General features: G+C 56.9%; 16 protein-coding genes. 10 read left to right on the top strand and 6 right to left on the bottom strand.

Translation table 11 applies throughout. The annotated features are described in order from the left end of the window. Positions 1–1,095: a molybdenum ABC transporter ATP-binding protein gene (gene modC / locus CHR62_RS01725; RefSeq protein WP_123659799.1), complete on the top strand. Its 1,095-nt coding sequence runs from the start codon at positions 1–3 to the stop codon at positions 1,093–1,095. Here modC and CHR62_RS01720 read toward each other — a convergent pair whose 3' ends face one another. From CHR62_RS01720 to gltS, 3 genes are all read right to left on the bottom strand, one after another. Continuing rightward, positions 1,096–1,947, bottom strand: coding sequence for a fumarylacetoacetate hydrolase family protein (locus CHR62_RS01720; protein ID WP_123659798.1), 852 nt, complete (start codon positions 1,945–1,947; stop codon positions 1,096–1,098). A 112-nt stretch (positions 1,948–2,059) separates the two neighbouring features. After that, positions 2,060–3,553: a TAXI family TRAP transporter solute-binding subunit gene (locus CHR62_RS01715; protein WP_123659797.1), complete on the bottom strand. Its 1,494-nt coding sequence runs from the start codon at positions 3,551–3,553 to the stop codon at positions 2,060–2,062. A 1-nt stretch (position 3,554) separates the two neighbouring features. Next, on the bottom strand, positions 3,555–4,778 hold the full coding sequence (gene gltS, locus CHR62_RS01710; protein WP_123659796.1) for a sodium/glutamate symporter: 1,224 nt from the start codon (positions 4,776–4,778) through the stop codon (positions 3,555–3,557). 613 nt (positions 4,779–5,391) lie between these two features. Between gltS and CHR62_RS01705 the strand changes: the two genes are divergently transcribed. The 5 genes from CHR62_RS01705 (at position 5,392) to CHR62_RS01685 (ending at position 11,917) form a co-directional block, all read left to right on the top strand. Next, positions 5,392–5,649: a DUF4212 domain-containing protein gene (locus CHR62_RS01705; protein ID WP_093969745.1), complete on the top strand. Its 258-nt coding sequence runs from the start codon at positions 5,392–5,394 to the stop codon at positions 5,647–5,649. Between the two features lie 11 nt (positions 5,650–5,660). Continuing rightward, a complete protein-coding gene (locus CHR62_RS01700) occupies positions 5,661–7,487 on the top strand; it encodes a sodium:solute symporter family protein (RefSeq protein ID WP_093969746.1) in 1,827 nt (608 codons plus the stop codon). 92 nt (positions 7,488–7,579) lie between these two features. After that, positions 7,580–9,415 (top strand): DUF294 nucleotidyltransferase-like domain-containing protein, encoded by a 1,836-nt coding sequence (locus CHR62_RS01695; RefSeq protein WP_093969747.1) that lies wholly within the window; start codon positions 7,580–7,582, stop codon positions 9,413–9,415. 35 nt (positions 9,416–9,450) lie between these two features. Continuing rightward, positions 9,451–9,978: a hypothetical protein gene (locus CHR62_RS01690; RefSeq protein WP_123659795.1), complete on the top strand. Its 528-nt coding sequence runs from the start codon at positions 9,451–9,453 to the stop codon at positions 9,976–9,978. Between the two features lie 10 nt (positions 9,979–9,988). Continuing rightward, the gene (locus tag CHR62_RS01685; protein ID WP_123659794.1) at positions 9,989–11,917 is read left to right on the top strand and encodes an exonuclease domain-containing protein; all 1,929 of its coding nucleotides are present in this window, start codon (positions 9,989–9,991) and stop codon (positions 11,915–11,917) included. A gap of 1 nt (position 11,918) precedes the next feature. Here the strand turns inward: CHR62_RS01685 and CHR62_RS01680 are convergent, their stop codons facing one another. The 3 genes from CHR62_RS01680 to CHR62_RS01670 all read right to left on the bottom strand — a co-directional run bounded on the left by CHR62_RS01680 (position 11,919) and on the right by CHR62_RS01670 (position 15,124). Further along, positions 11,919–13,505 carry an NAD(P)/FAD-dependent oxidoreductase gene (locus tag CHR62_RS01680; protein WP_093969750.1) on the bottom strand — a complete coding sequence of 529 codons (1,587 nt, stop codon included), beginning with the start codon at positions 13,503–13,505 and terminating at the stop codon, positions 11,919–11,921. 9 nt (positions 13,506–13,514) lie between these two features. Next, the gene (locus tag CHR62_RS01675; RefSeq protein ID WP_093969751.1) at positions 13,515–14,294 is read right to left on the bottom strand and encodes a cyclase family protein; all 780 of its coding nucleotides are present in this window, start codon (positions 14,292–14,294) and stop codon (positions 13,515–13,517) included. 107 nt (positions 14,295–14,401) lie between these two features. Further along, positions 14,402–15,124: a TetR/AcrR family transcriptional regulator gene (locus CHR62_RS01670; RefSeq protein WP_123659793.1), complete on the bottom strand. Its 723-nt coding sequence runs from the start codon at positions 15,122–15,124 to the stop codon at positions 14,402–14,404. 175 nt (positions 15,125–15,299) lie between these two features. Here CHR62_RS01670 and CHR62_RS01665 point away from each other — a divergent pair, with 175 nt between their 5' ends. The 4 genes from CHR62_RS01665 (at position 15,300) to CHR62_RS01650 (ending at position 20,879) form a co-directional block, all read left to right on the top strand. Next, on the top strand, positions 15,300–16,508 hold the full coding sequence (locus tag CHR62_RS01665) for an NAD(P)/FAD-dependent oxidoreductase (protein ID WP_123659792.1): 1,209 nt from the start codon (positions 15,300–15,302) through the stop codon (positions 16,506–16,508). 51 nt (positions 16,509–16,559) lie between these two features. Further along, entirely contained in the window at positions 16,560–17,513 is a 954-nt protein-coding gene (locus tag CHR62_RS01660; RefSeq protein WP_093969754.1) for a TAXI family TRAP transporter solute-binding subunit, read from the top strand. Positions 17,514–17,542: 29 nt separating this feature from the next. Further along, positions 17,543–19,492 (top strand): TRAP transporter fused permease subunit, encoded by a 1,950-nt coding sequence (locus CHR62_RS01655; RefSeq protein WP_093969755.1) that lies wholly within the window; start codon positions 17,543–17,545, stop codon positions 19,490–19,492. 217 nt (positions 19,493–19,709) lie between these two features. Beyond that, positions 19,710–20,879 carry an ABC transporter substrate-binding protein gene (locus tag CHR62_RS01650; protein WP_093969756.1) on the top strand — a complete coding sequence of 390 codons (1,170 nt, stop codon included), beginning with the start codon at positions 19,710–19,712 and terminating at the stop codon, positions 20,877–20,879. The last annotated feature ends 36 nt before the right edge of the window (positions 20,880–20,915 follow it).

Genomic DNA, 20,915 nt, shown 5'->3' with positions numbered 1-20,915 from the left:
ATGACGCCAGATCCTTCTTCCTCGCTGCTTGTCAATATCGAACTTCCCAGAAAAGGGTTCCGGCTGCAGGTCGATCTCGTACTACCCGCGCAAGGCATTACCGTCCTTTATGGCGTGTCGGGCTCAGGCAAAACCAGCCTGTTGCGGTGCGTTGCGGGCCTCGAGCGTCCGGAGCGCGCCAAAATAGTCATTGGGAACGAGGTCTGGCAAGACAGCGATCAACGCCTTTTCGTACCGACACACAAGCGCTTGCTAGGTTATGTCTTCCAAGAAGCCAGCCTTTTCGAACACCTGAATGTTCGCGACAACCTGCAGTTTGGGCTAAAGCAACGGCACACACCCCAGTCGTCAAGCCTGCTCGACACTGCAATCTCACTTTTAGGCATTGGCCATCTGCTGCACCGACAACCTGCCGGGTTGTCGGGCGGCGAGCGCCAGCGCGTTGCGATTGCGCGGGCGCTCGCGTGCGGCCCGCAGATCTTGCTGCTCGACGAGCCCATGTCCGCGCTGGATCAGGCCCGTCGAGACGAGGTCATGCCCTGGCTTGAAAAACTGCGCGACCAGCTGAAGCTACCCATGCTCTACGTCACCCATTCAGCCAACGAGCTGCAAAGGCTTGCTGATCATGTGGTCGCGCTGGAACAAGGCAGAGTGGTGGCTTCCGGCCCAATACACGACATACTTGGCAATGCCGAGCACCCGATAATTGCGGGCGATGACGCCGGCAGCGTGCTGATTGGGCGGGTAAGCGACCTGCACTCCGAATGGCAAATGGCCCGCATCACCCTCGGTCCCGCCGATTTCTGGGTATCACAAAACAATCTTGCCATTGGCCAAGACGTACGGCTGCTTGTAATGGCACGCGACGTCAGCATCACACAAGAAAAGCCCGAACACACCAGCATTCAGAACCACCTGCCGTGCCAAGTCGTTTCAATAGCGCCTGACACCCACCCATCACAACTGCGCGTGCAGCTGCGTCGCGACAACATCACCCTCACCGCCCGTATCACGCAACGCGCCCAAGCCATGCTGCAATTGCAACCGGGTCAGTCTGTATGGGCCCAGGTGAAATCGGTTGCCTTGGTCAAGTAATTAGTGCACTTTTACGACCAGTTCGCCCAGTTGTTGAACACTGGCTTTGATGGTCTGACCACTGTGCACGGGGCCAACGCCCTCTGGGGTTCCGGTAAAAATCACATCGCCTGGGTGTAAGGTGTAAAACTTCGACCCAAACTCGATCAGGGCGGCGACACCCAGAATCAGCTCCGAAGTGTTCGACGATTGACGAGGCTCGTCGTCGACAGACAGCTTCAGGTCAAGATGACCGGCATCTGGCAATTCATCGGCTGTCGTCAGCCAAGGCCCCAAGGTGGTATAGGTATCGGGCGATTTACGCATGCTGCGCTCTTCAGGGCCGCGAATTGTGATGTCGAGCCCCACACAATAGCCAGCCACATAATCAAGCGCCTTTTCGCGCGACACATTGCGTGCGGTTTTGCCAATCACTACCACCAGCTCGACCTCATGATCGGTACGACGATCGGGCAAAGCCTGAGTAATACCTACACTGGGATCAACCAGCGAACTTTGCGCCTTCAAAAACAAGCCGGCCCGCTCGATATGATTGATCTGGTTGTTGTGATGCAGGTTAGGGTCATCGAGCACTTCTTGCAGGTGCTTCTTGTAATTGACTGGTGCCGCGATAATTTTGCCCGGGTTGGCAAAAGGCAAGAGCAATGCCAGATCGCTTAAATTGAGCACCGGCGCGGTTGCCTTCAGGCGCTGAACTTCGGCCATGACCGCAGGCAAATTGGCAATGAGCTGATCACCCAACGGATACGGGTAGGTCGCTTGCGGCACGCAGGCCAGGGCGGGGGTCACATCGTAAACCGTCTGGCCTTCGACCAAACCCAGACGATCGGGAAAGAACCGGCATAACTTCATATCGAGAATCTCTTCAAAAAGTGATTAAAACTTTAGTTGAAGAGATTCTCGGCCAGGCCGAAAGCTAAATCAATATAATGAATTTAATAATTTTGATTAAAATATTTTATATTTAGGGCCGATTACCCAATGCCGATAATGCCTCGTCGGCGCCGTCGTGCAACGGCACAGTTACGCCCATGCGTGCGCTGGCGGCCGACACCTGCGCCCCTTGCGCCGACCCATAACCCAACAAGTCATACCCTGCCTGAAACACGCGACTCGTCAGTTCGATAGCTTCATCGCGGGTTAACTCTGTGGTCGTCAGCAACAACGCCGCCATACCTACCGTGGCCACAGGTTGAGCCTGCCCCGGGTATACGCCCTGGGCAATATTCAACGCCATGAGTGCCGGCTCATCTTCGATTAAAGCCTCAATGGCTTTCGCATCGAGGGGCAACAGTTTTAATGGCGCTTTGGCCAAGGCATCGCGCAGGGGCGTAGCCGGGATACCAATAACATGCACCGTTGCATCGATAACACCGGCGGTGAGCGCCGGCAACGAGGCCGTAAACGGCATATCGACCACGGTGTAATCTTTGCCGGCCTGAAGACCGTGTGCCTCGAGTACATGTTCGAGCGTGGTGCGAACCGCAGAACCCGCCGGGCCCAACGCCACCTTCTTGCCCTTCAAGCTGCGTACCCCGCGGTAGGCCGGGTCATCGCGAACCACAATATGAACCAGTTCGGGATACAAGCCGCCCAAGGCACGCAAGTTCGTAAACGCCCCTTTTGAATAAAACGGGCCGTTGCCCTCGTATGCCATGTCAGCCGCATCGGCCTGCGCAAGCGCGATAACGGCATCGCCAGATCGCAGCATTTCGATATTGTCGACACTGCCTCCAGTAATTAATGGTGTAATTTTTGTTTGGCCGTCGTGTGTCAAAGCAGCCAACGCTCTGGCGAAAGCCACATACTCGCCTCGGTCGGGGCCTCCCGCAAGCGGGTACCCTTGCTGCATGCGACTAAGACGGCCATTAATACGCGCGACAGAGCGCTGCAGCTCTTGCTGCACAATGCGCTCGCCGGCGCTGGAGTTACTACGCACCACCGAACGAGAAATGTCGTCGAGTGTGGCGAGCAAGCGCCGGGAGACCGGCTGCGGCTCGCCAGTATCGATAGCGGGCGCCTGGGCATTGCTGACTCCGGGCGGCGTCGACAAAACCCATTGGCCATCGGCATTCTTGGCATAAACTGCGCTGGCATGCGCGATGATCTGATCGCCAGCCAGGTTTCCGCCAGACTTCACGCCCGAAATACTACGCGGCCCAGCACCCAACAACGTGACTAGCGAGGCCACGCCAGGGCGATCCCAGGCATCGAGAGTGAAGTCTTTATCAAATTCGAGCGCGATGTCGTAGTACACCACGCGGCGATCCTCGCCTTCTGGGGCCGTACTATCGGTGGCCGAACCTTTTCGGTCGAGCTCAACAATTTTAAAGACCCCTTCGCCATAGGTAGCTTCGAGTCGTTGGCCAATATCGGTACGCAAGGTGCTGACGTCGGGTTGCCGGCCGCACGCGGCAAGCACAAGACAACACGCAGCCAGAAGCAGTCGTTTGAGCATGTTAGAGCCCCCCGACAAAAGGCAACGACAAGAACGTCGTTAACACAGTGACGTTAATGATGTCGACCAGAAAGGCGCCTGTGACCGGCACCACAATAAAGGACTCGGGTGCCGGACCGTGCCGCCTTACCAGGGCTTGCATATTGGCAATGGCAGTCGCGGTGGCCCCCATAGAAAACCCGCAGAATGCGGCGGAAATAACGGCCGCCTCGTAGTCTTTTTTAAGCGCCCTGAACACGACCAGGCTGGCGTAAACAGCAGCAAATATTGCCTGCACAAGCAAGATAATGGCCAACGGGCCGGCCAAGGCCAGCACGCTGCCTACATCCAGGGTCATCATGGTCAGGCCCAGAAAAATAGACAGGGCAAGCGTACCAATCATTTCGGTTGCCCGATCATCGAGCTTTAACCCTAACCAGCCACCCAAGTTGCGAATGACAATACCGATAAGCATGCACCACAAAAAATTGGGAATATTGACCGGCCAGTCTTGTGCCATATCGGCCAAAGCAATACCGCCAGCCAGACAGACAAACGCCGCGGTCAGCGACACGATGTAAGTGCTTGAATCGGGCGGTGCCTGGCGGTTGCTGTCGGCTGTGCCGGCAACATCATTACCGCCTTCAAGATCCGCATCGACACGATCCAAGCTGCCCTTCAGTTTGTGCCGTTTGAGCAACCGCTCGGCCACCGGACCGCCAATCAACCCGCCCAGCACCAAACCAATGGTTGCCGACGTCATAGCCAACGTCATGATGTTCTGGATATTGTTGACGTCGGCAAAACTGCCCGCATAGGCCGCGCCAGTACCATGCCCGCCTACCAGGGTAATAGAACCCGCAATCAACCCCATAAGGGGATGCAAATCAAGCAGCCAGGCCATACCCAGGCCAATGACGTTTTGCAAGACCACAAACGGAATCAGCACCAGCAGAAACGCAATCAACCGGGGCCCGCCCGCAGCAAGCAGTTTAAGGTTAGCCGTCAGGCCCACACAGCCGAAGAAAATCAGCATCAGTGTGGGGCGGATATTAGCTTCGAGCGCCACCGTGACCCCGGAAAAGTCGGTCAGCAAAAAGACTAATACGGCAAACAAAATACCGCCCACTACCGGGTCTGGAATGCTGTAGCGCGCGAGCACACCGACACGACTGGTAAGGACACGGCCGGCCACCAGGACAAAACAACACGCCAGCAGCGTTTCTATGGCAGAAAGAGAAATCATCGGACACCTGTATGGCCTGACCACAGGCCGTTTAAGACCGAAAGCATAACCCGGGAAACCTGTTGCATGAAGCTCTCATGACTGTTGTTTGAGGCCCTCATGGGTTTCCCGGATTCATATCAATAAACCTTACACAAACAAAACCGATGGGTATAGAATCGGAAAAAAAGCCAGACCAATAATTACTGGCAAGCACGAGACAAACACTTCGGGCTACACCGAAGCAATCCGCAAAAAGCGGGTTACCACCAAAAGGGGGTGCCTATATGGCAGGCAGGAAGCATTCCGTATTGCGGCTGTTCCATCCGTCCATTGCATCGTTCGGGCCCATCGGCGGCCTGGTTCTCCCATTCGTTCTACGCGTCGGCTTCGGCGTAAAAAACCCTACAGCAATCATAACTATTCAACCCCGCCTAGCTGCGGGGTTGTTTTGTATGCGTCAGCGTGTGGCCAAAGCCACAGGCTGCTTGCAGCACCGCCGATACGACAAGGTAAAGCCTGTTTACCAGCCTTTACCTTGCCGGCTTGGCGTCGCCCCAGGGCGAACCTGGCAGGAGGGGCCGGGCGTGTAGGTTTGCCCGGCTTAAGACAATAACGACAAGGAGTACTTTGCATGGTAGACAAATCGTCGTCGGACGCCTACTGGAAGGCAAACGTCCGCATCATCCTGATATCGCTGGTCATCTGGTTTATATGTTCGTTCGGCATGGGCATTATTTTGCGCCCTGCACTTATGGGCATTTCAGTTGGCGGTGCCGATCTAGGCTTCTGGATGGCCCAAAACGGTTCCATTTATGTGTTCATTGTTCTTATTTTTGTGTACGCAAAAATGATGAACAAGCTCGACCGTGAACACGGCGTAGAAGAATAAGGAGCACATTCATGGATCAATTCGTACTTAATCTAATTTTTGTAGGTTTTACGTTTGCCATATACATTGGCATTGCGTTCTGGGCCCGGGCCGGCACCACCTCCGAATTCTATGCCGCTGGGCAGGGGGTCCATCCCGTGCTTAACGGCATGGCTACTGGTGCCGACTGGATGTCTGCCGCATCGTTCATTTCCATGGCTGGCATTATTGCGCTGGCACCGACAGGCGGCTATACACAGTCAGCCTTCTTAATGGGCTGGACAGGCGGCTATGTACTTCTGGCGCTGTTGCTGGCGCCATACCTTCGCAAATTCGGCAAATTCACCGTGCCCGAATTCATCGGCGACCGCTTCTATTCGGGGGGGGCACGCCTGCTGGCCGTTATCTGCCTTATCATCATTTCAATCACCTACGTGATTGGCCAGATGCGCGGTGTAGGCGTTACCTTTAGCCGCTTCCTCGAAGTGTCTACCGACATGGGCCTGTACATTGGCGCAGCCATTGTGTTTGTGTACGCGGTGTTTGGCGGCATGAAGGGCATTACCTACACCCAGGTGGCGCAATACGTGGTGCTTATCATTGCTTACACCGTGCCCGCCCTGTTCATCTCGCTCAACCTTACCGGCGACATTCTGCCGCAACTGGGGTTAGTTGGTAGCTATGCCCCGTCGGGTGGCGAAATCAGCCTGCTGACCAAGCTCAACCAGGTCGTTACCGAACTGGGCTTTACTGCCTACACGGCCGACACTCCCAATCGGTTGAACATGTTCTTGTTCACCATGTCGCTCATGATCGGTACCGCCGGCTTGCCACACGTCATCATCCGCTTCTTCACGGTGCCGAAAGTGGCCGACGCCCGTTCTTCAGCAGGTTGGGCGCTGGTGTTTATTGCCTTGCTGTACACCGTAGCGCCTGCCGTTGGCTCCATGGCCCGCCTTAACCTGACCACCACCATGTGGCCGGCAGCTATCACCAGCACAGCCACCAGCGGCCCTGCCATTTCGCGTGCCGATATCGACAGCAAACCCGAACTCTCCTGGATCCGTAACTGGGAGAAAACCGGCCTGCTGGCCATCGAAGACAAAAACGGTGACGGCCTGATCCAGTACTACAACGACAAAGCACCTGCCGATTCGCCCATCATGAAAATGGCCGAAGAAAAAGGCTGGAAGGGTAACGAGCTGACCAAAGTCGACAACGACATCATGGTGTTGGCCAACCCCGAAATCGCAGCCCTGCCAGGCTGGGTAATCGCACTGGTTGCAGCAGGTGCGCTGGCAGCAGCGTTGTCTACTGCGGCAGGTTTGTTGCTGGCCATTTCGTCGGCTATTTCGCACGACCTTATCAAAGGGTCTATCAAACCCGATATCTCCGAGAAGGGCGAGCTGACAGCCGCACGCATTTCCATGACATTTGCCATTGTCGTGGCGACATGGCTGGGGCTTAACCCTCCGGGTTTTGCGGCACAGGTTGTGGCGCTGGCCTTCGGCCTGGCGGCGGCAACCATCTTCCCGGCGCTCATGATGGGCATCTTCTGGAAGCGTATCAATAAAGAAGGTGCTATTGCAGGCATGCTGATTGGCCTGATCTTTACTGCGGTTTATATCTTCGTCTACAAAGGCTGGTTCTTTATTCCGGGCACCAACAACCTGCCCGACACTGCAGCCAACTACGTCTTCGGGATCTCGCCGCTGTCTATCGGTGCCGTCGGCGCACTACTGAACTTCATCGTGGCATACCTGGTGTCTTCGGTTACCGCAGCACCGCCGCAACACGTTCAAGATCTGGTCGAGTCCATCCGCATCCCTAAAGGCGCTGGCACAGCCACCCACCACTAACCCATCGACCCGGGCGGCGCAAGCCCGCCCGGCACCTCATTGATCAACACTCAGGGTGCCGCAGGGCACCCTGACCGTTTAAAGGCCTGGTCATGACAACCTCACCGATTGATATTGGCGACTTTCTTGAAACCCTGGCCCCTTACAACAGCTTGCCGGGCGAACAGCTCGCCCAACTGGCCCGAACGGTCAGCCTGCGGCATTACCGCAGCGGCGACTACATCTACCATATCGACGAACCCCTGGACGGCGTATACGTTGTTGTCTCAGGTGACGTCGACATCACCGACCGCAACGGCGCAACGGTATCGCAACTATCGCGGCGGCAAAGCTTTGGCGAACGCGGCCTTATGCGCAGTGGCAACGGCTTGGCCTCGACCACGGCACAGGCCCGGTCCGACACCGAAACGCTGCTCATCCCCGCCCCCGAATTCCGTCGGCTGATTCGCCACTCACCTGCGTTCGACCACTATTTTTATTACGGCAGCCGCACTAAAAACCGGCCTACCGACATCAATTCGTTAAAGGTCGAAGACCTGATTACCCGCAAGGCCATTGCCTGCTCTCCCGACACACCCGTGGTGCGCGCCGCGCAAATCATGCGCGACGAGAGCATTTCGTGCCTAGGCGTACTGCAGGCCGACACCCAGCAACTGGTAGGTATTATTACAGTGCGCGACCTGACAAACCGGGTACTTGCCGAGGGCCTTGACCCGCGCACCCCAGTTGGCCTGGTCATGACGCCCAACCCGCCTACACTGCCCCCCAACGCTTTGGGTGCTGACGTGCTGCGTACCATGATGGAAAACAATATTGGTCACTTGCCAATTGTGCATTACGGGCATTTTTACGGCATCATCACCCAAACCGACATCACACGGTTTCAGGCCGTTAGCAGCGCCCTGCTTATCCACGATATCAGTCAGGCCCAGAACATCGAGCAACTCGTCAAGCTGGCGCAGACACTGCCGCGCCTGCTGGTGCAACTGGTAGCGGGGCAACAACGGCACGAGGTCGTTACCCGCCACGTCACCGACATTACCGACGCCATCACGCAGCGGCTGCTGACCATGGCCGAATTGCGATTAGGGCAACCGCCCGTACCGTACTTGTGGCTGGCCTGCGGAAGTCAGGGGCGACAAGAGCAGACCGGTGTGTCGGACCAAGACAACTGCCTGTTTCTGGACGACAGCGTACGCCCCGACGATATGCCTTACTTTGCCCAGCTGGCACGCTTTGTGTGCGACGGCCTGAACGCATGCGGCTACGTGTATTGCCCAGGCGACATGATGGCCATCAATCCGCGCTGGTGCCAACCAGTCAGCGTATGGCGCGAATACTTCCGGACCTGGATGACGCGCCATGCCCCCGAGTCGCACATGCTGGCTTCCGTCATGTTCGACCTGCGCCCTATTGGCGGTCATCTGCCGCTTTACCACGACCTGCAGGCCGAGACATTACTGGCAGCGTCGAAAAACACAATTTTTATGGCACACATGGTGGCCAACAGCCTGAAACACACCCCGCCCTTAGGCCTGATCCGCGGGTTTTCTACCGTACGTACCGCCCGCAACCGCCACCAAATAGACCTGAAACACAATGGTGTAATACCCGTAACCGACCTGGGCCGGGTTTACGCCCTGATGGGGCAACTGACCGACATCAACACGCGCGCACGTCTGCAGGCAGCAGGCCACGCCGGCATTATTTCGAGCAGCGGCGCCGACGAACTCATTGCGGCTTACGATCTGATCGCCACTTTACGCCTCGACAACCAGGTCAAGCTTATTCGGGCAGGCGAAAAGCCCGACAATTTCCTGACGCCTGCCGACTTGCCCGACTTCGAGCGCAACCACCTGCGCGACGCCTTTGTCGTCGTGCGGACCATGCAATCGGCCGTCGGCCACGGCCGGCGCGTTCCGGTTTAAGCTACTTCAATTACAACAACAAGGGACAACAATTCATGTGGGCTGATTTCATCGCAATGCTGGCCATTGCAGCCTTGGCGGCATGCATCGTATTCATTATCGGGCGCTTCATGCGCCGTTCAGGGCGTCAGATGGAACGCTGGATCATGCCTGCAGCTATCGGGGCCTCGGTCATTGCTTACGCTGTCTGGAACGAATACACCTGGTTTTCCAGACTTGAGTCCGCACTGCCCAACCATATTGTCGTTGTGGGCACTGGCGAACGCAGCGCCCCATGGGCCCCCTGGACATACCTGGCGCCGGTCACCACACGGTTCGTTGCCGTCGACACTCAAGCCATTGCAAGGTCTGAAACCCGTCCCGAACTGGCCCGCACCGAGCTCTACCTGATCGAACGCTGGCAGCCTACGCGCACAGTCACGGTAGCCTTCGATTGCAAGCAACAACTGCGCGCCGACCTTGGCGGCGCCGCCAGCTTAAGCCCTGACGGCACCCTGACCGGCGCACAATGGCAGCCGGCAAACGACGACGCGGCCTTACTTAGTGCCGTGTGCCGTCCATAACCCACACATCATGGCCGCACACAGCCGCACCCGCCTGAGAATCTTTCGGGTTTTTGCCGCCTTGTGCACGGGCTGCCTGCTCGCGTTGGCGGGCGGGCTTTATTTTGGGTATCACAAAGCCAACGATCCAGACATCGTCCACGCACTAATCATTGGTGGCGCCATTGCCGGGTTTGCCATTTTTGGGCTAACCGCATGGGCCTGGTTGGTCATCGACGAACATATCGCCCGACCTGTCCAGCGCCTGGCCGGCAATCTGCGCACGCTAACTCATGGCAAGGCTACAGCTATCCCCGCCCACGAACGCACAACCTATTTGTCCGACCTCGTCCCCGCAGCGCGCGAAATGGCCCAACAATTGCTTGATACCCGCGTCGCGCTTGATCAGGCTGTTGCCCGCGAAACTGAAACGCTTGCGCTAGAGAAAGACAGACTTGAGCGACTGTTGTCTGATGTGCCTGTGGGGTTAATGTTGTGCTCGGCAGAACACCAACTGGTGTTCTACAACGGTCAAGTCGTCAGTCTGCTGGGCGGGGTCAATGCCGATGTCGCCCCCGGCCTGAACCGGCGGGTGTTCGACTATCTGCATCCCGCACCCATCGAGCATGCATATGCACGGTTACTCGAAGCCGACGACCCCGACGCCGCATCAGACATCCTGTGCTCGACGCAAAGCGAAGGCCGGGTACTGGCCGCACGCATGCGCCTGCTGGGGAATCACCCCGGAGCTAACAACGACAACCCCGCAGACATCGGCTATGTTCTGACCTTACGAGACATCACAGGCGACCTGGCCACGCACAGTATCCGCCCTGATATCGATCGCCCCGGCGACTGGCCTTTGGCGATGATACGGGCCAGCGACCTGGCCTCGACGCTGCAAGCCACATTACGCAGCAAAGGCGTGACGCTAACAACCGAAACCACCGACCTGATCCTGCGATGCGACGGGTTTCAATTGGTGGCGCTCATTACCGCCCTGATCAACCGGTTGCCGTTGCCGCACGGCGCGCTGCACCTGAAGATCCGCAGCGACGGCGCTGGCGCAATGGCCGAATTGTCATGGGAAGGCCTAAGTCTGTCTGACGACGCGCTGGCACAACTCCTGAGCGCACCGCTCGATGTCGGCTTGACCGACATGACCGTACAAGGCGTGCTGTCCATTCATGGCGCCACGCTGGTCCCCGACAACAGTAGTCGGCTGCACCCCAAACTGTGCCTGCATATCCGCGAGGCCAGGCTGGCTCAACGGCGCCCCCCTGCCATACCGCGTGCTGTGGTCTACGATTTCAAGTTGCTGTCCAAAGCGGGCAACGCCGAGGTGTCGTGCACCCCATTAGACGAACTTACTTATGTCGTGTTCGACACCGAAACCACCGGTCTGTACCCAGACCAAGGGGACGAGATTGTGCAAATTGCCGCTGTTCGCATCATCAACGGCAAACGCGTCAAAACCGAGGTTTTCGATACGCTGGTCAACCCGGGCCGCAGCATCCCGGCAGCCAGCACACAGGTGCATGGCATTACCAACGACATGGTCGCCGACGCGCCCGACACTGCAACAGCAGTACAACGTTTTCATAAATTTGCCGAAGGCGCCGTGCTGGTCGCGCACAACGCGCCCTTCGATATGGCGTTTATACGCCGGCACGAAAACGCTGCGGGTTGCCGTTTCGACCACCCCATTCTCGACACGGTATTGCTCTCGGCAGTCGTGTACGGCGAGGCCGAAAGCCATAGCCTTGATGCATTGGCGCACCGACTGGGCATCACCATACCCGAAGAAGCGCGCCATACTGCAATTGGCGATGCCATTGCCACCGCAGATGCTTTACTTAAGGTGATACCAGCGTTGAAGGCACGCGGGCTAGAGACATTCGGCGCGGTGCTGTCTGAGGTAAGACAACACCGCCGCCTGCTTAAAGACCTAAACGGCTGAATTAACGTTTAGTCAGCATATCGGCCACAATTTGCCCCGAACCGCCGCCCAGACCTGGGCCAGGGTGCGTTGAAGCGCCGATTTGGTAGACATTTTTATAAGGCGTACGATGCGCCTTCGCGCCCGAATTGCTGGCAAACGGACGGAACCAGAAAAACTGGTCTGGCGAACACACCCCTGAATAAGGATCGCCGCCCACCAGGTTGCAATTCATGGCCTCGAGGTCGCCAGGCGAATAGGCCTTGCGGCCAATAATCAGGTCGGACAAGCCGGGCAAAACGGTTTCGATGCGCTTTTGCACACGGTCGGCCACGGCTTCACGCACGGCCTCATTCCAGCGGCCATCGGCAGGAACGTCGATCTCGCCGGCCGCATCGCCCCGCAACTGCGAAGGCATTTCTTGCAATTGCAGCCAAAGTATCCATTTACCTTCGGGCGCGCGGGTCGGATCGACCGCAACCGGTTGGCCAATAGCCACTGTGGGACGACGCGGAATCAGCCCATTGTTGGCTTCGCAAACAGCCAAAGCCACGTTTTCCATGCTTTCGGTCAGGTGAACCAAAGGCACTTTAAGCATTTCGGGGTCAGCCCAAGGCGCAGGGCCATTAAGCGCAAAGTGAATTTGCATGCAACCGCGGCCAAAGCGATAACCTTGTGCCTGCTTGCGAACGGGTTCGGGCGCGCGGGGCAGCAAACGACCATACAACTGTGGCGGGGTTACGTTGCACACCACGGCTTCGGAAGCCTGGTAGGCCTGGCCATTGGCCACGACACCCGTAGCGCGCGAGCCGTTGAGTGTGATCGATTCGACATCGACACCGGTCAGCACTTTACCGCCGCGCTGCTCGATAAAGGTTTGCAGGCCTTCGACCAGACGCTGGCCACCGCCTTTAACAACCGGCATGCCACCGGCCACAACAGCCGCAAACGTTAACTTGCCGATCAGGGCGGAGCACGCTTCGTCAGGCCCAAGGCCCGTGTGCAACACCCACGGGCTGATCATGGCGCGGGTCAGGTCAGACTTGAGCTCGCGTTCGGACCAGCGCCGGAAAGATTCGATAGAGTCGGCGCCAAACTGCAGCAAGCCATTGAGGCCGCGCTTGCGCCACTCGGAGAACAACAAACGCAACACTTTGCCGCTATAAGGCGAATTGCCCAACAGGCCAAAAGTGAGCGCCGCATCTTGACCGAACAATTGCCCGGCCATGGCACCGAACGCATCGCCATCGCCCGGGGCGATGGCGTTAATGCGCTTGACGCTGTCTTCGATGTCTTGCTTCAGTGCCAGTAACTGGCCGTCGGGGGTGACGATACCCGTGGTGTAGTCATTGGCGACGAACTCGACACCAACACTGGCCAAATCGTCTTTGAGTTCGGCGTAGGCGCCGCCACCCATGAACAACGGATACCACGACGACAAGACTTCGTGGGTGAAACCGGGAAACAGCGTTTCGGTACGGATGCAACCACCGGCCCGGTCGTTACGCTCGAGTACCAGAACAGACTTGCCTCGCTTGGCCAACAACGCGGCACAAGCCAGCGAGTTCATGCCACTACCGATAATAATAACCTGGGCCTGGTGGGTCATTATGCCTCCTTAGGGAACCAGTGCCAGAACGCGCAGAGGGCTGCCCGAACCGCGCTGGATCTTCAAGGGGGCTGCAACAATGATCGCGCCGGTTGTAGGCAACTGGTCGAGATTGTTAAGGCACTGCAAGCCGAATTTGTTGGCACCGTGCATCAGCGTATGGCAAGGGTAAGGCATGGGCCATGCGTACGACTGGCCAGCATCGGTGTTGATTGTTTCTACACCAAAGCCATGAACATCGCGCTCTTTAATGAGCCACTCGACAGCCTCTTGTGAGGGGCCGGGGGTGTGTGCACCGTCTTCGCGAACGTTAACGTAAGAAGCGGGGTCTTTGAACAGGCGAGCTGCCCAGCCAGTGCGCAGAAGCACCCAGCTGCCTTTGGGGATACGACCGTTCTTTTCTTCCCACTTTTGCAGGAAATCGACGCTCATGATCCAGTCTTCGTTGGCAGCGACTTCGGCAGTGGCATCGACCACAACAGCAGGCGCAATGAAGTTTTTGGGGTCGATAGTGTCGACTGTATTTTGGGGATGGTCTTTACCTGTAACCCAGTGTGCAGGCGCGTCGAAGTGCGTGCCAGTGTGTTCGCCACAGGTGAAGTTATTCCAGTACCAAGCGGGGCCGGCGTCGTTGTACTCAGAGATGGTTTCCATCTTGAAGGCAGCTACCTGACCAAACTGCGGCGGCAACTGCAGGGGGGGAAAGTCGGGCGACAATGTGTGGGTCAGGTCTACGACCTTGAAATTGCCGGCGGCCAGTTGTTCCAGGGTATTGGCGGCGGTGCTCATGGTATCTCCTTAGTTGAAACCTAAATTATCTTGCATCCGCTATTTTGCACGACTTGGTTTAGATTTCAACCATTTTTCGATACCGATTTACCCCAAGGTCAGTGAAATTAAGCGCCGGAGAACCTGTCTGACCCAGTATCCGGAGCCCCACTCAAGCCAGGCCCTGGGGCGACGCCTCGAATCGCCAGGGCCGCCAGTTCACGAAAACGACGCAAACCCTCATCAGCATCTGGCGCAGGTTCCATCAGCCAGCGGCGTACTTCGGTCAGGTAAATAGTAATGAACAACGAAGCAGCCAGTTCAACGGGAACGTCGGCCGCTACAAGTCCGCGCTGTCGCCAGCTTCGTACAATGTCGGTCAACAACGCCAGCATGCGAGGGCGCCGCGCATAAAACCTGATAGCTTCCGGCCCTTGCGGCGCAACGCCGCCCAGGAAGTCGAGCGTCTCGCGCACCGCAGGCCTGCCCAACGCAGGCTGACCGGCCCAATACCGGTAGCGCGACTCAAAAAAAGCCGCCAGTTGGTCAACCAAAGGCGCGCTCGGGTCAACCGACCGAACTGCTGTCCCCGCCAACGCATCCAGATCATCATTAATGATCATGAGCAGCAACTCGCGCTTGTCTTTGGCGTAGGTAAACAAAGTGCCAATACCAATTTCAGCCAATCCCGCAATATCGCGCGTGGTGGCCGCATCGTAGCCTCTTTCAGTAAACGCCTGGCGCGCGGCCGCCTTGATACGACGCCTTTTTTCCAGTTTTCCGCGCTCTCGCAAACCTAATGTCGCGGCATCGTCGGCCTGCGCCGCTACTGCCTGGTTTTTTTTAACCATACGTCGTTGCTCTCTAGTTTTTATACGTCTTCTTGATTAACCCGGGCAAAAAGCGGACTTCGCGTTTTACCTGAGTTGACCAACGACAAAATACACCCATAGAATGGAACACGCTCAAAAATGAGCATGTTCAGAATTAAACAACTTCGGGTCGAGCATAAACTAGGTAACACACATGAGCAATCACCCCATCATTATTTCTGGCGGCGGGCCCGTCGGGCTCGTCGCAGCACTGTCGCTGGCCGAAAAAGGACTTGACGTCATTATCCTGGAGACCAGCCCAGAAATCCCCACCGACTTGCGCGCTGGAACATTCCACCCGCCCACAGTGGAAATGCTGGACACCTTATCTATTGGTCAAGAATTGCTGAATATGGGGATCAAAGTACCCGAGTGGCAAATCAGGGACCGCAAGCAGGGCCTGGTGGCCCAATTCGACCTGAACCTGATTGCAGACGAAACCCCTTACCCCTTCCGTCTGCATTGCGAACAACATAAATTGTCGCATCTGGCTTTCAAGGCACTGCAAAAATACCCCAATGCACGCGTCATGTTTGGCCATACGTGCAGCAGCTACACGCAAGATGAAGATGGCGTCACCGTGCAGGCCGAAGGCGCCGATGGTAAAGCGGTCGAGCTGCGCGGCAGCTACTTGTTGGGCTGCGACGGCGTTCGCAGTATTGTGCGTAAAACCGCCGACATTGAGTTTGAGGGTTTTACGTGGCCCGAACGCTTTCTTGTATTTGCCACTACCTTCGACCTGAAAAAACATGGGTTTACCGGCAACGCCTACATTGCCGACCCCGACGAATGGGCCGCCATTTTTGTACAGCCGCACGATGGCCCCCCAGGCATTTACCGCATCGCCTTCCCCATCAAGCCAGAGCAGGACGAGGCCGAGGTGCTGTCAGACGACTATGTACAAAGCCGCATCCAGGGGTTTCTGTCGCCCGACCAAACCTACGAAATCCCATACCGCAGCGTCTATCGTGTCCATCAACGCGTCGCCCAATCATTTCGTAAAGGCCGCATTGCGCTGGCCGGCGACGCCGCACACGTCAATAACCCCTTGGGCGGCATGGGCCTGAACAGCGGTATTCACGACGCCATGAATCTGGCCGACAAACTTGCCCGGATTATGCTGGACGACGCCCCCGAAGCCCTGCTTGACCAGTACGATCGCCAGCGCCGCTTGACCAATATCGAGTATGTGCAAGCCATCACAATTCGCAATAAGAAAATGCTCGAAGAGCGTGATCCGCAGATCAGGGCTGAGCGCCTGCAAGAGATGCGCGATACCGCGACCGACCCAGAAAAGCACCGCGCTTTTCTGATGAATTCTTCGATGATTAACAGCGTACGTCGCGCTGCCCAAATCGACTAAGATTTGCAAAAAATAATATTGCTTTACCCCCCAACCCCGAGGAGACAAACCATGAAATTTAAATTTCTAGCCGGGCTTGTTGTCGCCGCTGCCTGCAGCGCAACAGCCGTCGCACAAAACGTTGGCGTCGGCACCATGAGCCAGGGCACCATGAGCTATTCAAGTGGTTCAGCACTGGCCAAAGTCCTTACCGAAAAAGGCGGCATGCAAGCCCGTGTTCAGCCTAACAGCGGCGAAAGCGTCCTGATCCCCCTGCTCGACACCGGCGAACTGGACTTCGGCATTGCCAACGTCATTGAAAGTGCCGAAGCCGTGCACGGCGAGCGCGTATTCAAAGGCCGCCCCGCCAAGAACCTACGAGTCGCCTCGGTACTCTTTCCACTTAAAACCGCGGTATTCGTTCGCGCCGATTCCGACATCAAAACCGTAGCCGATCTTAAAGGTAAGCGCCTGACCTACGGCTTTACCGCCATGGGTTCAATCAACACGATTCTTGATGCACTGCTGGCTACCGGTGGCCTGACACCAAAAGACATTCGTCAGGTCCTGGTTCCCAACGTAGCCCGTGGCGCCGACGAACTGGCGTCAGGCAACGTCGACGGCTTCTTCTTTGCCGTAGGTGCCGCCAAAGTCACCGAAATCGACGCCTCGGTCGGTGGCCTGCGCATGCTGCCTATTAGCACCGACGCCGCAGCCCTTGACGCCATGCACAAAGTCTTCCCGTATGGCTATCCGTTTGTCGAGAACCCACGCCCCGGTCTGGCTGGCGTTAGCGAACCAACCGCTGCTTTGGCGTATGACAACCTGCTGCTGACCAGCACCAATACCAAAGACGATGTGGTTTACAAAGCCATGAAAACCATCTACGAAAGCCAGCCAGAACTCGCGGCTTCGTTTGCACCGTTTCGCGGCTTTGACGTCAAGCTGATGTACAAGCCCGACATGCCTGGCGAATTCCATCCTGGTGCATTGCGCTTCTACAAAGAAGCTGGCCTCGTCAAGTAAACAGGTAAGTTATCCCAAAGGCGGTGACCATGAATCAGATCGCATCCGGGCTGCAGGCAGGGGGACTCCCCTCAAAGCTTCGCAACACGCTTTCTTTAACCCTGCAAACCCTGATGACGGTCACAGTCATCGCCTGGGTACTCAAGCTGCCACTATATTTGCAGCTTAGTCTGTACAACGAACAATTTTTAGCGGCCATTTTAGGTATGGCCCTTGGTCTGGCGTTTCTGCTTGTCCGGGCGCGCCCTTCGCCCGAAGACACGCCCACGCCTTGGGGTGACGCCATAGCCGGCCTGGTCGGCATGATCGCCTGCTTTTATATCGCCATCCGCTACCCCACGCTGGTTAACGAAGTCATTTACCGGCCCCTCGACGCCATTGTCATCAGCGCCATTATTGTGGGGCTCATCCTCGAGGCCGTCAGGCGCACCGCCGGTATGACTCTGGTCATCGTGGTACTGGTGCTGGTCGCCTACGCCATGCTGGGCCACTTATTGCCCGACGAATTCGTCAGCCGACCCATCGACTTTACGCGCCTGCTGGTCTATCTGGGTATGGACACCAATGCGGTGCTGGGCCAAACCTTGGCCATTGCCATTATTGTGGTGGTGCCCTTTACTCTCATGGGCCAAATTCTGGCCCGCACGGGCGGCTCACATTTCTTTGGCGACCTGGCTATGGCCGTCATGGGCAAATATCGTGGGGGTTCGGCAAAAATTTCTGTTGCCGGGTCGGCCCTGTTCGGCATGATTTCCGGCAGCGCGGTCTCTAACGTGGCTGCTGTGGGCGTCATTACCATCCCCATGATGAAGCGCTCCGGCTTCCCCAAGCACGTCGCTGCAGCCATCGAAGCGGTAGGTTCCACAGGCGGCCAGCTGGCGCCGCCGGTCATGGGCGCAGCCGCGTTCCTGATGGCTGAACTACTTGAAACCTCATATGCCTCGGTATTGATTGCAGCGCTCATTCCAGCCTTTTTGTATTACCTGGCGCTCTTCATCCAGGTCGACCTCGACGCCGCCAAGCATGGCATCAAAGGCGAACCTATGGATCGCCTGCCCGCCATCAAAGAAGTCATGCGCCATGGCTGGTATTTCCCCATCCCCTTTGTTGTTCTGGTTGTCGGTTTGGTGTTTTTCAATGTGGCCGCAGAATACGCCGCCTTGCAAGCCGCGGCGCTGCTAGTCATATTCAACCTCATCTTCGGCTACAAAGGCGAACGCACTCCCCTACGCGAACTGCTGCTCGCGGCCATTAGTACCGCCAAAGCTTCAATCGACTTGCTGGTCATTGCCGCGGCTGCAGGGCTGGTTATTGGTACGCTCAACCTGACAGGGCTGGCGTTTGGCCTGACGCTGCAACTGCTCGCCCTGAGCGGTGACAGCACCGTCGTTCTGTTGCTAATGACGTCGGTCGTGGCGATTATTCTTGGCATGGGCATGCCCACCGTTGGTGTCTATATTTTGCTGGCTACGCTTATTGCTCCAGCCCTTATCCAAGCCGGCCTGTCGCCTATGGCATCGCACATGTTCGTCATGTATTTTGGCATGATGTCCATGATTACACCGCCTGTGGCCATTGCCGCTTTTGCGGCAGCCAATATTGCGGGTTGCGACGGCTCGAAGGTGGGCTGGACGGCAACACGCGTGGGTTGGTGCTCCTACGTCGTGCCCTTCTTGTTTGCCTTCTCTCCCGCGCTGCTGATGGAGGGCTCGGCAAGCACAATCATCTGGGCCGTCATTACCGCATCATTGGGCGTGCTGGCCGGCTCGATTGCCGTTGTCGGCTATTTCATTGTCGCCGTCGGTGCCTTGCAGCGGGTGCTTTATATGGCGGCAGGCTTGCTTATGCTTATTCCGGCAGACGCCTACCCAGGCGCTGGGTGGACAGACGTCATCGGTTTGATCATGATGATTCTTTTGGTTGCGTTTCACTGGTTTCAAATCAAACAACAAAAAAATACAGTGCCGGCAACCAGTTAACACGGCTGTCCAATTTAGCGGTTCGGCGAACGGCCGAACCGCTTGCACACTCTTCCCAAATAAGTAACAATCCCGTTGTGCAGACATTCAGTACACTCAACCACATACTGTCTGTCGTACGGACTTACGCTAGTAGTATCCTCGCGTGTTTTGTGGTTACATACTTTGGCAATACCTTGGTTTTTAAAGCTATAACCATCCTCTCCAGGAGCAGACAATGAAAAAATTCGTCAAGGTGGCGCTAGCTGCCACCTGCCTGATGACCGCAGCAGTCAGCCAAGCAGCTGAGCCGTTCAAAATTGGCCTCATTATCCCCATGACCGGTCCGTTTGCCTCTACTGGCAAACAAATCGAAGCCGCCGCCCGTCTTTACATGCAGCAACACGGCGACGAAGTTGCCGGCCGCAAAATCGAACTTATCGTCAAAGACGACGGTGGTGTTCAGCCCGAGGCCACCAAGCGTATTGCCCAAGAACTGGTCGTACAAGACAAGGTTGGCGTTCTGGCCGGCTTTGGCCTGACACCGTTGGCCTTTGCAACCGCCCCCATCGCAACGCAATCCAAAACGCCTATGGTCGTCATGGCCGCAGGCACATCGTCCATCGTCCAGAAGTCGCCCTATATTGTGCGCACTTCAATGACGCTGCCCCAGGTGACCGCACCTATGGGCCAATGGGCAGCCAAGGAAGGCGGCATTAAATCGGCCGTGACGCTCATCGCCGACTACGGCCCAGGTCACGACGCCGAAAAAGCTTTCGTCAAGAACTTCACCGACGCCGGTGGCAAGGTACTCGAGTCGCTTCGCGTGCCCATGCAAAACCCCGACTTCTCACCGTTCTTGCAACGTGTGCGCGACCTGAAACCCGACGCTCTTTTCATTTTCGTCCCTTCAGGTCAGGGTTCCACCCTCATGAAGCAGTTTACCGAGCGCAACCTGGCCGGTCAGGGCATCAAGCTGATTGGTACGGGTGACGTCCTCGACGACGACCTGCTGCCAGCCATGGGCGATGAAGCTTTGGGCATCATCACTTCGCAGCACTACTCCACTGCGCACGATTCGCCAGAAAACAAGGCCTATGTCGAATCTTTCCGCAAGCTGACCAACAACAGCATGCGCCCCAACTTCATGTCGGTGGGTGGCTACGATGGCATGCACCTCATCTACGAAGCCCTGAAAAAAGCCGGCCCCAACGCCAATGGCGATCAGCTTCTGGCTGCCATGAAAGGCATGAAATGGGTCAGCCCGCGCGGCCCAATGCAAATCGACCCCGAAACGCGTGATGTCGTGCAAGACATTTACATCCGTCGTTCCGAGCGTCAGGCCGATGGCCAAATCTACAACGTCGAATTCGACGTCATCAAAGAGTTCAAAGATCCTGGCGTCTAAGCACCCTATGTTCTAACTCTTTGACAGCAGGCCCTT

Origin of the sequence: Pusillimonas sp. NJUB218 (assembly GCF_003788685.1) — a bacterium.
In the GTDB taxonomy this organism is placed as follows: domain Bacteria; phylum Pseudomonadota; class Gammaproteobacteria; order Burkholderiales; family Burkholderiaceae_B; genus Neopusillimonas.
Note: the sequence above shows the minus strand (reverse complement) of the source record. Positions and strands in the feature narration are given on the sequence as shown.